This window comes from Achromobacter pulmonis (assembly GCF_002885955.2).
In the GTDB taxonomy this organism is placed as follows: Bacteria; Pseudomonadota; Gammaproteobacteria; order Burkholderiales; family Burkholderiaceae_B; genus Achromobacter; species Achromobacter pulmonis_A.
In genome coordinates this window covers 1,053,267-1,065,822 of sequence record NZ_POQS01000001.1, presented here as the reverse complement: position 1 = coordinate 1,065,822, position 12,556 = coordinate 1,053,267, and the positions used below count along the sequence as shown (strand labels likewise).

13 protein-coding genes and 1 tRNA gene are annotated in these 12,556 nt (G+C 67.3%); 12 read left to right on the top strand and 2 right to left on the bottom strand.

Features of this window, described 5'->3' with window-relative positions:
• The first annotated feature begins 10 nt into the window (after positions 1–10).
• From C1I89_RS04985 to ptsP, 3 genes are all read left to right on the top strand, one after another.
• On the top strand, positions 11–412 hold the full coding sequence (locus tag C1I89_RS04985; RefSeq protein ID WP_102771644.1) for a PTS sugar transporter subunit IIA: 402 nt from the start codon (positions 11–13) through the stop codon (positions 410–412).
• A 108-nt stretch (positions 413–520) separates the two neighbouring features.
• Positions 521–790: an HPr family phosphocarrier protein gene (locus C1I89_RS04980; RefSeq protein ID WP_102771643.1), complete on the top strand. Its 270-nt coding sequence runs from the start codon at positions 521–523 to the stop codon at positions 788–790.
• 58 nt (positions 791–848) lie between these two features.
• A complete protein-coding gene (gene ptsP, locus C1I89_RS04975; RefSeq protein ID WP_102771642.1) occupies positions 849–2,603 on the top strand; it encodes a phosphoenolpyruvate--protein phosphotransferase in 1,755 nt (584 codons plus the stop codon).
• Positions 2,604–2,775: 172 nt separating this feature from the next.
• Here the strand turns inward: ptsP and amt are convergent, their stop codons facing one another.
• Together amt and C1I89_RS04965 are read right to left on the bottom strand one after the other, a co-directional pair.
• A complete protein-coding gene (gene amt, locus C1I89_RS04970) occupies positions 2,776–4,014 on the bottom strand; it encodes an ammonium transporter (RefSeq protein ID WP_102771641.1) in 1,239 nt (412 codons plus the stop codon).
• 36 nt (positions 4,015–4,050) lie between these two features.
• Complete coding sequence (locus C1I89_RS04965; RefSeq protein WP_102771640.1) at positions 4,051–4,389, bottom strand: P-II family nitrogen regulator; 339 nt, start codon at positions 4,387–4,389, stop codon at positions 4,051–4,053.
• Between the two features lie 657 nt (positions 4,390–5,046).
• On the opposite strand from C1I89_RS04965, the gene C1I89_RS04960 reads away from it, so the two are divergent.
• The 9 genes from C1I89_RS04960 to C1I89_RS04920 all read left to right on the top strand — a co-directional run bounded on the left by C1I89_RS04960 (position 5,047) and on the right by C1I89_RS04920 (position 12,485).
• Complete coding sequence (locus C1I89_RS04960; RefSeq protein WP_102771639.1) at positions 5,047–5,298, top strand: accessory factor UbiK family protein; 252 nt, start codon at positions 5,047–5,049, stop codon at positions 5,296–5,298.
• 141 nt (positions 5,299–5,439) lie between these two features.
• Positions 5,440–6,969 carry a YifB family Mg chelatase-like AAA ATPase gene (locus C1I89_RS04955; protein WP_102771870.1) on the top strand — a complete coding sequence of 510 codons (1,530 nt, stop codon included), beginning with the start codon at positions 5,440–5,442 and terminating at the stop codon, positions 6,967–6,969.
• 323 nt (positions 6,970–7,292) lie between these two features.
• Entirely contained in the window at positions 7,293–7,490 is a 198-nt protein-coding gene (rpmI, locus tag C1I89_RS04950) for a 50S ribosomal protein L35 (RefSeq protein WP_102771638.1), read from the top strand.
• Positions 7,491–7,509: 19 nt separating this feature from the next.
• On the top strand, positions 7,510–7,869 hold the full coding sequence (gene rplT / locus C1I89_RS04945; protein WP_006218741.1) for a 50S ribosomal protein L20: 360 nt from the start codon (positions 7,510–7,512) through the stop codon (positions 7,867–7,869).
• A 77-nt stretch (positions 7,870–7,946) separates the two neighbouring features.
• A complete protein-coding gene (gene pheS, locus C1I89_RS04940; protein WP_102771637.1) occupies positions 7,947–8,969 on the top strand; it encodes a phenylalanine--tRNA ligase subunit alpha in 1,023 nt (340 codons plus the stop codon).
• A gap of 13 nt (positions 8,970–8,982) precedes the next feature.
• Positions 8,983–11,397 (top strand): phenylalanine--tRNA ligase subunit beta, encoded by a 2,415-nt coding sequence (gene pheT, locus C1I89_RS04935; RefSeq protein ID WP_102771636.1) that lies wholly within the window; start codon positions 8,983–8,985, stop codon positions 11,395–11,397.
• 3 nt (positions 11,398–11,400) lie between these two features.
• Positions 11,401–11,742 (top strand): integration host factor subunit alpha, encoded by a 342-nt coding sequence (locus C1I89_RS04930; RefSeq protein WP_102771635.1) that lies wholly within the window; start codon positions 11,401–11,403, stop codon positions 11,740–11,742.
• A 57-nt stretch (positions 11,743–11,799) separates the two neighbouring features.
• On the top strand, positions 11,800–12,228 hold the full coding sequence (locus C1I89_RS04925; RefSeq protein WP_102771634.1) for a MerR family transcriptional regulator: 429 nt from the start codon (positions 11,800–11,802) through the stop codon (positions 12,226–12,228).
• Between the two features lie 180 nt (positions 12,229–12,408).
• Positions 12,409–12,485, top strand: a tRNA-Pro gene (locus tag C1I89_RS04920).
• Positions 12,486–12,556: the final 71 nt, after the last annotated feature.

Genomic DNA, 12,556 nt, shown 5'->3' with positions numbered 1-12,556 from the left:
GGGCGCCGCCATGGCCACGGGTATTGTCATCGTCGTGCACGCGCCCCTGGGCGCGGCGATGCGCGAATGCGCCAGCCACGTCATGGGCGACATCGACGGCATGCTGGCCATCCACGATATCCAGCCCGAGGACCGGCCGGACGATCTGGCGCCCGACGTGCTCAAGGACATCCTCGAACAGGAGCACGGGGGCGGGGTGCTGGTGCTGACGGACCTGATCGGCGCCACGCCCGCGAACATCGCCAAACGGGCCGTGGCCGACGCGCAGGCGCAGGGCATCCAGTGCTGCGTGCTGGCGGGGCTGAACACCCCGATGCTGCTGCGGGCGCTGACCTACCGCAACCTGCCCCTGGCCGAAACCCGCGAAAAAGCCCTGTCCGGCGGAGTGCAGGGCGTCTTGCGTGTAGACTGACGGGCGGTAATTTGCCCTATCATGTCGGCTGATATTTTCGGCTGACATCCGGTTCGACGTTTTGCTGCAATCCCTACCGCGGTTCCCGCCGCGGCCATAATTCTTCCTATGCCTAATACAGACATCGTCATCAGCAATAAACTTGGCCTGCACGCCCGCGCGGCCGCCAAGCTGACGCAACTGGCCAGCAAGTTCTCAAGCGAGATCTTCATCTCGCGCGGCGCGCAGCGCGTGAACGCCAAGAGCATCATGGGCGTCATGATGCTGGCTGCCGGGCTGGGCGTGACGGTGCGGCTGGAGGCTTCGGGCAGCGATGCCGAGCAAGCCCTTGCCGAAATTGAAACTCTGTTCGATAGCAAATTCGGTGAGCAGGAATAGAACTTCTTCTGAATCCGCCGGCCTGAGCGCGGCTCGGGCCGGCACGTCTGCGACCCTCATGGACACACACGACGGGGCTGGCTGTGCCAGCCCCGTCGTGTGTCTTTACGGCAAAGGCGTCGCCAAGGGATATGCCATCGGGCGCGCCGTCGTCATGGGCGCGGCGGCGCTCGAAGTCGCGCACTACCGCATCGCACCCGAGGACGTGGTCGCCGAAAGCCGGCGCCTGACCGACGCCCTGGCTTCGGCGCAGCAGGAACTGCTGCAACTGGCCGAGACCTTGCCGGCCGACGCGCCGCGCGAGCTGGGCGCCATGCTGAACGTGCACAGCCTGCTGCTGGGCGACCCGCTGCTGGCCGAGCAGACGCTGGCCCTCATCGCCGAGCGCCACTACAACGCCGAATGGGCGCTGACCACGCAGGGCCAGATCCTGGGGCAGCAGTTCGACGCCATGGAGGACGAGTACCTGCGCGAGCGCGGGGCCGACGTGCGCCAGGTCATCGAGCGCGTGCTGCACGTGCTGGCGGGCTCCTCGGCGATCCTGCCCGACATGTCCCACATGGGGGGCGACGACGCGCTGGTGGTCGTGGCCCACGACATCTCGCCGGCCGACATGCTGCGCCTGCGCGGCGGGCGTTTCGCGGCCTTCGTGACCGACCTGGGCGGGCCCACCTCGCATACCGCCATCGTGGCGCGCAGCATGGGCGTGCCCGCGGTGGTGGCGATGGGCAACGTGCGCGAGCTGGTCCGCGACGGCGACATGCTGATCATCGACGGCGCGGCCGGCACGGTGATCGTCAATCCCTCCGACCGCATCCTGCAGGAATACCGCCGCCGCCAGTCCGCCTATGCGGACGAGCGCGCCGAACTCAGCCTGCTGCGCGACGAACCGTCGATCACGCTGGACGGCATCGACATCGTGCTGCACGCCAATATCGAACTGCCGGACGAGGCCGCGCTGGCGCTGGCCTCCGGCGCGCACGGCATCGGCCTGTTCCGCAGCGAGTTCCTGTTCATGGGGCGGCCCGACCTGCCCGGCGAGGAAGAGCAGTACGAAGCGTATTCGTCCGTGGTGAAGGTGATGGCCGGGCGGCCGGTCACGATCCGGACGCTGGACATCGGCTCGGACAAGACGCTGGACGGCGAGGCCACCGTGGCCACCAACCCCGCGCTGGGGCAGCGCGCCATCCGCTATTGCCTGGCGCGCCCGGAAATGTTCGCGACCCAGCTGCGCGCCATCCTGCGTGCCTCGGCCCACGGACCGGTGCGTCTGCTGATACCCATGATCGCCCATATGCACGAGGTCGTGGCGACCCGCGCGGCCATCGAAGCGGCGCGCCGCGAACTCGACGCCCGCGGCCAGCCCTACGCGGCGCACATGGATGTGGGCGCCATGGTCGAGGTGCCCGCTATCGCCATTGCCATCGAGCCTTTCGCGCAGGCGCTGGACTTCCTGTCCATCGGCACCAACGACCTGATCCAGTACACGCTGGCGATCGACCGCGGCGATCACGACGTGGCCGGCCTGTACGACCCGCTGCATCCGGCCGTGCTGCGCCTGGTCGCGCACACCATCAATGCCGGCGAACGCGCCGGCAAGCCGGTCGCGGTGTGCGGCGAAATGGCGGGCGATTCGCGCATGACCCGCCTGCTGCTGGGGCTGGGCCTGACCGAGTTCTCCATGCACCCGCAACAGCTGCTGGACGTCAAACGCGAAGTGCGCCGCGCCCACTCCAACGCCCTGCGCGTCAAGGTGGCCGCCGCCCTCAACCGCGCCCTCCCGGTCGACCTGGACGCCCTGGGCCCCGGCTGAACCGCGCCCAGCCGCCGCAGACAAAAAAGCCCGGAGCCACAAGCCCCGGGCTTTTTTTTTCGACAGACTGAGACGCCGCCTCCCCGATCGGGGCCGCCTTGGATCCGGCTTTGCCGGTCCAAGCGCGGCGCCCCCTTGAGGGGGAGGCGCCAAAGGCGCCTCGGGGGTGGGCCTAAGAGTGATAAGCCGATTCGCCGTGGCTCGTCACGTCCAGGCCCTCGCGTTCCTGGTCTTCCGGCACGCGCATACCGCACAGGGCATTGGCGATCTTGTAGGCGATCCAGGCCACCACGCCGGACCAGACCACGGTCAGCAGCACGCCTTCGAGCTGGACCCACAGCTGATGGCCGATCATGCCGGCCTCGGCCAGGCCGGGACCGCCCAGGACCTGGGCGTTGAACACGCCGGTCAGCAGGGCGCCGACGATGCCGCCCACGCCGTGCACGCCGAACACGTCCAGGGCGTCGTCGGCGCGCAGCAGGCGCTTCAGGCCGTTCACGCCCCACACGCAGACCGCGCCGGCGACCACACCGATGACCAGCGCGCCCACCGGGCCGACCAGGCCGGCTCCCGGGGTGATGCCGACCAGGCCGGCGACCGCGCCGGAGGCCGCGCCCAGCATCGAGGGCTTGCCCTTGACGGCCCATTCCGTGAAAAGCCAGGCTAGCACGGCGCCCGCAGTGGCGATCATGGTGTTGAAGAAGGCCAGCGTGGCGTTCTCGTTGGCGGCCAGCGCGGAACCGGCGTTGAAGCCGAACCAGCCCACCCACAGCAGGGCCGCGCCCACGAAGGTCATGGGCAGGTTGTGCGGCTGCATGGCTTCGCGGCCGTAGCCCACGCGCTTGCCCACCACATAAGCGCCCACCAGGCCGGCCACGCCGGCGTTGATGTGCACCACGGTGCCGCCGGCGAAGTCCAGCGCGCCCTTGGCGTTGAGCAGGCCGGGCGCCGTCTCGGACGCGAACCACACCATGTGGGCGATGGGCACGTAGGCGAACGTGAACCAGATCACGGTGAACACCAGCACTGCCGAAAAGCGCGCGCGTTCGGCGAAGCTGCCGACGATAAGCGCGCAGGTGATGCCGGCGAACGTGGCCTGGAACGACGCGAACAGCAGCTCCGTCAGGGTGTTCGACATGGCGTAGGCGCCGTCCGCCGGATTGAAGATGCCGGCGAAAAAGGCGCGCGACAGCCCGCCGAAGAAGGCGTTGCCCTCGGTGAAGGCCAGCGAATAGCCATAGATGAACCACAGCACCAGGCCCAGCACGAACGTGCACAACACTTGCAGCAGCACCGACAGCACGTTCTTGCTGCGCACCAGGCCGCCATAGAACATCGCCAGACCGGGTACGGCCATCATCAATACGAGCAGGGTAGAGACGAGCAACCAGGAGATATCCGCTTTATCCATTTTCAGGCTCCATTGAGTCTTTATTTATTTGTTCGTTCAGAGCGCCGCTTCGCCGGCTTCGCCTGTTCTGATCCGGATCACCTGTTCCAACGGGGCGGTGAAGATCTTGCCGTCGCCGATCTTGCCGGTGCGGGCGGCCATTTCGATGGCCTCGATGACCTGGTCGACCAGGTGGTCGGGCACGGCGGCCTCGATGCGCAGCTTGGGCAGGAAGTCGACCGCGTATTCCGCGCCGCGGTAGAGCTCGGTGTGGCCTTTCTGGCGGCCGAATCCCTTGACCTCGGTAACGGTCAGCCCCTGGACCCCGATCCCGGACAGAGCCACCCGCACTTCGTCGAGCTTGAAGGGCTTGATGATGGCGATGATGAGTTTCATGGCATTTCCTCTCATGGTTGCACGTTGGCTCCGGGTATCAAGCAAAGTCCGTGCCATGTTTGCGCACGCGGGAGGCGCCCCGGTGCACGCCCGCAACCGTGCCTGGCCGCACCGAGGTGGTGCGCGCGAGCCGTGTCGCGGCCTCAAGTTGGTGCGCGGTCTGCACCGTTCGGAACATGCAACCAAACATGTTTCAAATCCGATATGTGTTGCAAATCAATGCAACGTATATTTCGATAAATATCTGCATATACCCCTAATTTCACGGCCCGATTGAACCGCGCAACGGGCCGCTCAGCCTTGCGGCATGAGGCTTTCGCATGGAATCACGAGCGCGCGGCGAGCTGCCGCGATGAGGCGGAATCGAGGACTGTTGCGGTTTTTGCTGATACGAGGGTTTACACGCACGAGCTTGTTGCGCGCGTTCGGGTGAAGAAGAATCGAACACAGTTCCTGTCGTCATGAAGACGCCACGGGCCGCAGGCCGCGGCCCGACGGGTACCGATGTTGGTAGGGGGTTGCCGCCATGGCAGCCCGGTTTTCTCCTGTGCTTTGAAGGGCGGTCACCGCATGCGGCCCGCCCTTTTTTTTCGTCCCGGGAAAGCGCGGCGCGGCGACGCATTACACTTGAGTCATCAAGAACATCGTGAGGCCGTCATGAACAATCGCACCCAGTGGATGGAAGACATCCAGAAGAATCTCTCCGACCTGATCGCCCGCAGCCCGGCCGCGGACGTGGAGCGCAACGTGCGCGCGATGATGACGCAGGCGTTCTCCAAGCTGGACCTGGTGACGCGCGAGGAATTCGACGTGCAGGCCGATCTGCTGGCCCGCACCCGCGCCCGCGTGGACCAGCTGGCCGCGCAGGTGGAGCAGCTGGAAACCCGCCTGTCCGCGCTGGAAAAATAATTCCGCGCCAGCCGTATGCCGCGGCCGCCTTCGGGCGGCCTTTTTTATCGGCGCCCGGCGGGACCGATTTGTCGCGCCGGCGCCGACGGCGCGGCGGTCTTTGCCGATACTGGCGGTTTGCATCCCTTTCCGGAGGCCGCCTTGACGCTAGCGGTGCTTGCCAGCCGGGCCCTGTGCGGCCTGGATTCCCACGCGGTGCGCGTGGAGACCCACCTTGGCCCGGGCCTGCCCAGCTTCAATGTGGTGGGCCTGCCCGACACCGAGGTGCGCGAGAGCCGCGAACGGGTGCGCGCGGCCATCCTGAACAGCGGATTCGAGTTTCCGCCCGGACGCATCACCGTCAATCTTTCGCCGGCCGACATACCCAAGGAATCCGGCCGCTTCGATTTGCCCATCGCCCTGGGGCTGCTGCTGGCTTCGGGCCAATTGGCCGCCGCCACGGGCGAGGGCGAGGCCAGGCCCGCGCCCGCGCCGGCGGCGCTGGCCGATCTGGTGCTGGCCGGCGAACTGTCCTTGACGGGGGCGCTGGTGCCGGTGGCCGCGCCGCTGGTCATCGCGCTTAGCGTGGCGCGCGAAGCGCCCGGCGCCAGCCTCATCCTGCCCGCGGGCAGCGCCGAAGAGGCGGCCTGGGTGCCCGGCCTGCGGGTGCTGTCGGCGCGCAGCCTGGCCGACGTGGCCGCGCATGCGGCCGGCGCGTGCCGGCTGCCCGACGCGATTGCCCGTCCCTGGCCCGACGCCGGGCCGGGTCCATGCCTGTCGGACGTGAGGGGCCAGCCGGGCGCGCGGCGGGCCCTGGAAGTGGCGGCGGCGGGCGGCCACAGCCTGCTGATGATCGGTCCGCCGGGCGCGGGCAAGAGCATGCTGGCCGCACGCCTGCCCGGCCTGCTGCCGCCGCTGGCCCGCGCCGAGGCGCTGGAAGCGGCCGCCGTGGCGGCCCTGGCCGGCCTGCCGGACGCGCCGATGGGCCTGCCGCCGTTCCGGGCGCCGCATCACAGCGCCTCGGCGGCCGCGCTGGTCGGCGGCGGCAGCCGGCCGCGCCCGGGCGAAATCAGCCTGGCGCACCACGGGGTGCTGTTCCTGGACGAACTGCCGGAATTCAGCCGGCGCACGCTGGAGGCCCTGCGCGAGCCGCTGGAGGCGGGCAGGGTGGTCATCGCGCGGGCGCTGCATGCCGCGCAGTTTCCGGCGCGCTTCCAGCTGGTCGCCGCCATGAACCCGTGCCCCTGCGGCTGGCGCGGCCATTCGGCGCGGGCCTGCATCTGCACGCCGGACCAGGTGGCGCGCTACGTCGGCAAGATCTCCGGCCCCTTGCTGGACCGCATCGACCTGCACGTGGCCCTGCCGGCCTCCGACCCCGACTGGCTGTCGGGTCCGCCGGGCGAGCCGTCCGGCCCGGTGCGCGAGCGCGTGGTGCGCTGCCGCGAGCGCCAGCTGCAGCGCCAGGGCAAGCCCAACGCCGCGCTGGCGGGCGCCGAACTTGACGCGCATTGCCGGATGGACGCCGAGGCCGCGGCCCTGCTGGCGCAGGCCATGCGCCGGCTGGGCGGCTCGGCCCGCGCCCAGCACCGGGCGCTGCGGGTCGCCCGGACCATCGCCGACCTGGAGGGCGCGCCGCTGCTGGCCGCCGGCCACGTCGCCCAGGCCGTGCAGTACCGGCGCACCGGCGTATGATCGTGTCGGCCCGGTCCCGTCGGCCGCGCCCGCCCGCCGGCTCGACAAATTGCGGGAAATCACCATATAATCAAAGGCTTTCCCGGATCTGGGCTTTTGGATTTGTCCGTTTTCGGGGAAAGGGTTCAGGCGAGGCGCCTGGGCCTGGGTGGCGACACCCGAGTAGTACCCCAAGCAGTACCCCCCAGAAGTGGCAACAGGTACACCAAGTTTTGCCGTAGCGCAGCAGGGCTTGGCCGGTGGTTTAACCCCGGCCATACACGCGAGGCAAGCACCTGGCGTCATATAAATCAACAATGCGTGTTTTAGTTTAGGGAATCAACATGCCCAAGATGAAAACCAAGAAAAGCGCCTCCAAGCGCTTTAAGGTTCGCGGCAGCGGCTCCATCAAGCGTGGTCAGGCGTTCAAGCGTCACATCCTGACCAAGAAGACCACCAAGAACAAGCGCCAACTGCGCGGTTCGGCTGCGGTCCATGACTCCAACGTGGCCTCCGTCAAGGCCATGATGCCTTTCGCTTGATATATAACGGAGATCTACTATGCCTCGCGTCAAACGCGGCGTAACCGCCCGCGCCCGTCACAAGAAAGTCATTGCCGCCGCCAAGGGTTACCGTGGCCGCCGCGGTAATGTGTTCCGTATCGCCAAGCAAGCGGTCATGCGCGCTGGCCAATACGCCTACCGCGACCGCCGCAACAAGAAGCGCACGTTCCGCGCTCTGTGGATCACGCGTATCAACGCCGCCGTCCGCGAGCATGGCGTGAGCTACAGCGTGTTCATCGCCGGTCTGAAGAAGGCCTCGATCGAACTCGACCGCAAGGTCCTGGCCGATCTGGCCGTGCGCGACAAGGCCGGCTTCGCCGCCATCGTGCAGCAAGCCAAGGCTGCCTTGGCTGCCTGATCGCGCGCTTTAACTCATCGCGCATCGCTGCGAACGGGGCTGTAATGGCCCCGTTTGCGTTTTGAAGGCTGGATTTCATGACTCACACGGTTGACGACCTGGTCTCCCAGGCGCAAGAACGGTTCGCCGCGGCCACTGACGCCGCCGCGCTGGAAAACGCAAAGGCTCGGTTCCTGGGCAAGGAAGGCGCGCTGACGGTGCTGCTGAAAGCCCTGGGCAAGCTCGATCCCGAGCAGAAGCGCGAGATGGGCGCCAGGATCAATCAGGCCAAGCAAAAGGTCGAGGAACTCCTGAACGCGCGCCGCGCCGCGCTGGCGCAGGCCGAACTGGACGCCCGGCTGGCATCCGAAACCATTGACGTCACGCTGCCGGGACGCGGTCGCGCGCCGGGCGGCATCCATCCGGTCATCCGGACCTGGGAAAGAGTGGAAGAAATCTTCCGCTCCATCGGCTTCGACGTGGCCGACGGCCCCGAAGTCGAAAACGACTGGACCAATTTCACCGCGCTGAACAATCCGCTGGACCATCCGGCGCGGTCCATGCAGGACACGTTCTACGTCGACATGAACGACGCCGACGGCCTGCCGCTGCTGCTGCGCACGCACACCAGCCCCATGCAGGTGCGTTACGCCCGCATGAACAAGCCGCCCATCAAGGTCATCGCGCCGGGGCGCACATATCGCGTCGACAGCGACGCCACGCACTCGCCCATGTTCCACCAGGTCGAAGGGCTCTGGATCGCCGAGGACATCTCGTTCGCCGACCTGAAGGGCGTGTACACCGATTTCCTGCGTTGCTTCTTCGAAAGCGACGATCTCGTCGTGCGGTTCCGCCCGTCGTTCTTCCCGTTCACGGAGCCGTCCGCCGAGATCGACATGATGTTCACCTCGGGTCCGAACCGCGGCCGCTGGCTGGAGATTTCCGGCTCGGGCCAGGTGCATCCGCAAGTGGTGCGCAACTTCGGCCTCGATCCCGAGCGTTACATCGGCTTCGCCTTCGGTTCCGGGCTCGAGCGCCTGACCATGTTGCGCTACGGCGTCAACGATCTGCGCCAGTTCTACGAAGGCGATTTGCGCTTCCTGCGCCAGTTCAACGAATAACCCACGGCTGATCATGCAATTTCCCGAATCCTGGCTGCGTACGCTGGTCAATCCCCCGATCGCAACCGACGAACTCGCGCACCGGCTCACGATGGCCGGCCTGGAAGTCGAAGACACCGTGCCCGCCGCGCCCGCGTTCTCGGGCGTGGTGGTGGCCCACATCGTCGAGATCGCTCCGCATCCCGACGCCGACAAGCTGCGCGTCTGCCAAGTGGACGACGGCTCCGGCGAGCGCCTGCAGATCGTCTGCGGCGCGCCCAACGCCGCGGCCGGCCTGAAGGTGCCGCTGGCCCGCGTGGGCGCGGAACTGCCCGGCGGCATGAAGATCGGCGTGGCCAAGATGCGCGGCGTGCAATCGTCGGGCATGCTGTGCTCGGCGCGCGAACTGGGCCTGTCGCAAGACCATGCCGGCCTGCTGGAACTGCCGGCCGACATGGTGGTCGGCCAGTCGATCCGCGAAGCGCTGGACCTGGACGACACGCTCTTCACCCTGAAGATGACGCCCAACCGCGCGGACTGCCTTTCGATCCTGGGCGTGGCGCGCGAAGTCGCCGCCCTGACGGGCGCGCCGCTGTCGGTGCCCACGGCCGCCGCCGTGCCCGTGACGCTGGACGAGCGCCTGCCGGTCAAGGTCGAGGCGCCCGATCTGTGCGGCCGTTTCGGCGGCCGCGTGATTCGCGGCGTCAACGCCCGCGCCGCGACCCCTGAGTGGATGAAGACGCGCCTGGAGCGCGCCGGCCAGCGTTCGCTGTCGGCCCTGGTCGACATCTCCAACTACGTCATGCTGGAACTGGGCCGCCCCTCGCACGTGTTCGATCTGGACAAGATCCAGGGCGACCTGTGCGTGCGTTGGGCCCGCGAAGGCGAGACCCTGGAACTGCTGAACGGCCAGACCGTGACCCTGGACCCCAAGGTCGGCGTGGTCGCGGCCGGCGACCAGGTCGAAAGCCTGGCCGGCATCATGGGCGGCGAAGCCACCTCGGTCACGCTGGATACGCAGAACATCTACCTGGAGGCCGCTTTCTGGTGGCCGCAGGCGCTGGCCGGACGCGCGCGCCGCTACAAGTTCAGCTCGGAGGCCAGCCACCGCGGCGAACGCGGCGTGGACTTCGCTACCATTCCCGAGCACATCGAATTCATCACGCGCCTGATCGTCGACATCTGCGGCGGCCAGGCCGGCCCGCTGGACGACCAGATCGTCAACCTGCCCAAGCGCCTGCCGGTGCGCATGCGCCTGGCGCGCTGCCACCGCGTGCTGGGCGTGCCGGTCACGCAGGCCGAGGTCGCCAAGATTTTCGCCAGCCTGGGTCTGGAGTACACGGTCGAGGGCGACGACTTCGTCGTGACGCCGCCGTCCTACCGCTTCGACCTGGAACTGGAAGAAGACCTGATCGAGGAAGTCGCCCGCATCTACGGCTTCGAGAACATTCCCGCCGTGCCGCCGATGGCGCGCGCCAAGATGTTCTCGCAGCCCGAGATCCGCCGCGGCAACCACGCGCTGCGCCGCCTGGCCGCCGCGCAGGACTACCAGGAAGTGGTGAACTACAGCTTCGTCGAAGCCGACTGGGAACGCGACTACGCCGGCAATGACAGCCCGGTGCGCCTGGTCAACCCCATCGCCAGCCATCTGTCGGTCATGCGCTCCAGCCTGATCGGCGGCCTGGTGGCCAACATCCGCCACAACGCCAACCGCAAGCAGTCGCGCGTGCGCGTGTTCGAACTGGGCCGCGTGTTCCTGCGCGACGCCTCGGTGCAGGACGGCCCGCTGGAAGTGGCCGGCGTGCGCCAGCCGCTGAAGCTGGCGGGCGCCGCCTGGGGCCCGGCGGTGGAAGAGCAGTGGGGCGCGGCCACGCGCCAGGTCGATTTCTTCGACGTGAAGATGGACGTGCAGGCGCTGTTCGGCGCGCGCGGCCAACGCCTGCGCTTCGAAGCTGCCGTCCATCCGGCGCTGCATCCGGGCCGCAGCGCCCGCATCGAACTCGACGGCCGCGAAGTCGGCTGGATCGGCGAACTGCATCCGCGCTGGGCGCAGCAGGCCGACCTGGCGCACGCGCCCGTGGTCTTCGAACTCGACGTCGCCGCCCTGTCCGAAGGCGAACTGCCGCAGGTCCGCGAACTGTCGCGCCAGCCCGTGGTCATGCGCGACCTGGCGCTGTGGGTCGACGCCCAGGTGTCGGTCCAGTCCATGCTGGACACCGTCGCGGCCGCCGTCAAGGCGGACCCGCAGCTCGCGGTGGTGCAGGACGTGCGCCTGTTCGACGTGTGGCGCGAGAAGCCGCAGGGCGGCGAACCCGTCACCGAGAAAAGCCTTGCTTTCCGGTTCTGGCTACAGGACACTGAAGTCACGCTGGACGAAGCCCGGGTGGCCGACTGCCTGGCGCGCATCAAGGACGCCTTGGTGGCCGCGCACGGCGCGCGCCAGCGTTGAACCATGGGGAACAGTATGCTTGCCGAGCCACGCACCCTGACCAAGGCCGAGCTGGCCGAACTGCTTTTCGAGCGGGTCGGCCTGAACAAGCGCGAAGCCAAGGACATCGTCGATACTTTCTTCGAGGAAATCCGCGACGCCCTGGCGCGCGGAGACTCCGTGAAGCTCTCGGGCTTCGGTAATTTCCAGGTGCGCGACAAACCGCCGCGCCCGGGCCGCAATCCCAAGACGGGCGAGACCATTCCCATCGCCGCGCGGCGCGTGGTGACCTTCCATGCGAGCCAGAAACTCAAGAGCGTGGTGGAGCAGGCGACGCCTGCTGCATCCGACGACACCGCGGAGTGATACGCTTTGTCGGTAATTGTTATCGGCACTCGACGTATCGCGGCATAAAATCCTCTTATGACACGTACAGAATCCACCGTTACCTTACCGCCCATTCCCGCCAAGCGTTACTTCACCATCGGTGAAGTCAGCGACCTGTGTGGCGTCAAGCCCCATGTCCTGCGGTACTGGGAACAGGAATTCACGCAGCTCAAGCCGGTGAAACGGCGCGGCAACCGCCGCTACTACCAGCATCATGAAGTGCTGCTGATCCGCCGCATCCGTTCGCTGCTGTACGAGCAGGGCTTCACCATCAGCGGCGCGCGCAACCGCCTGGGCGATGCGCGCGACGTGCCGCACGACCAGGACGCCGCCGTGCGCCTGTCGGGCGCCGAGATGCAGGCCCTGCGCAACGAGCTGGGCAACGTCTCGACCATGCTGGCCGAAGCCCTGGGCACTTCGGCTGGCGCCGGCGCAAGCAACAACGGCGCCGCGTCGGCAGCCTGAATCCGGACATGATGACGGCGCATCGCGCCGCCATCCGCAGTACCTCGCGCCCCGTGCGCAGCCGCAAGCAGGCAGTAATGCAATCGGCGCACACGGGGCGCAAATTTTTTTGAGTATTCAGCACTTTTTTTGCACGAATGCGTGCAAACATTTTTTAGGTCTGCTATACTCTTTTTCTTTCGGGGCGTAGCGCAGCCTGGTAGCGCACTTGCATGGGGTGCAAGGGGTCGCGAGTTCGAATCCCGCCGTCCCGACCAGTAGTTCCAAGGCCGTTAGTGAGATACTCACTAACGGCCTTTCTCATTGTGGGCCGGTCTGAGAGCAAACA

Coding starts and splice junctions, on each gene's coding strand:
- ptsP (WP_102771642.1), top strand. CDS start 849: ATGGACACACACGACGGGGCTGGCTGTGCCAGCCCCGTCGTGTGTCTT.
- rpmI (WP_102771638.1), top strand. CDS start 7,293: ATGCCCAAGATGAAAACCAAGAAAAGCGCCTCCAAGCGCTTTAAGGTT.
- pheS (WP_102771637.1), top strand. CDS start 7,947: ATGACTCACACGGTTGACGACCTGGTCTCCCAGGCGCAAGAACGGTTC.
- C1I89_RS04925 (WP_102771634.1), top strand. CDS start 11,800: ATGACACGTACAGAATCCACCGTTACCTTACCGCCCATTCCCGCCAAG.
- rplT (WP_006218741.1), top strand. CDS start 7,510: ATGCCTCGCGTCAAACGCGGCGTAACCGCCCGCGCCCGTCACAAGAAA.
- C1I89_RS04980 (WP_102771643.1), top strand. CDS start 521: ATGCCTAATACAGACATCGTCATCAGCAATAAACTTGGCCTGCACGCC.
- C1I89_RS04960 (WP_102771639.1), top strand. CDS start 5,047: ATGAACAATCGCACCCAGTGGATGGAAGACATCCAGAAGAATCTCTCC.
- amt (WP_102771641.1), bottom strand. CDS start 4,014: ATGGATAAAGCGGATATCTCCTGGTTGCTCGTCTCTACCCTGCTCGTA.
- pheT (WP_102771636.1), top strand. CDS start 8,983: ATGCAATTTCCCGAATCCTGGCTGCGTACGCTGGTCAATCCCCCGATC.
- C1I89_RS04930 (WP_102771635.1), top strand. CDS start 11,401: ATGGGGAACAGTATGCTTGCCGAGCCACGCACCCTGACCAAGGCCGAG.
- C1I89_RS04985 (WP_102771644.1), top strand. CDS start 11: ATGGCCACGGGTATTGTCATCGTCGTGCACGCGCCCCTGGGCGCGGCG.
- C1I89_RS04965 (WP_102771640.1), bottom strand. CDS start 4,389: ATGAAACTCATCATCGCCATCATCAAGCCCTTCAAGCTCGACGAAGTG.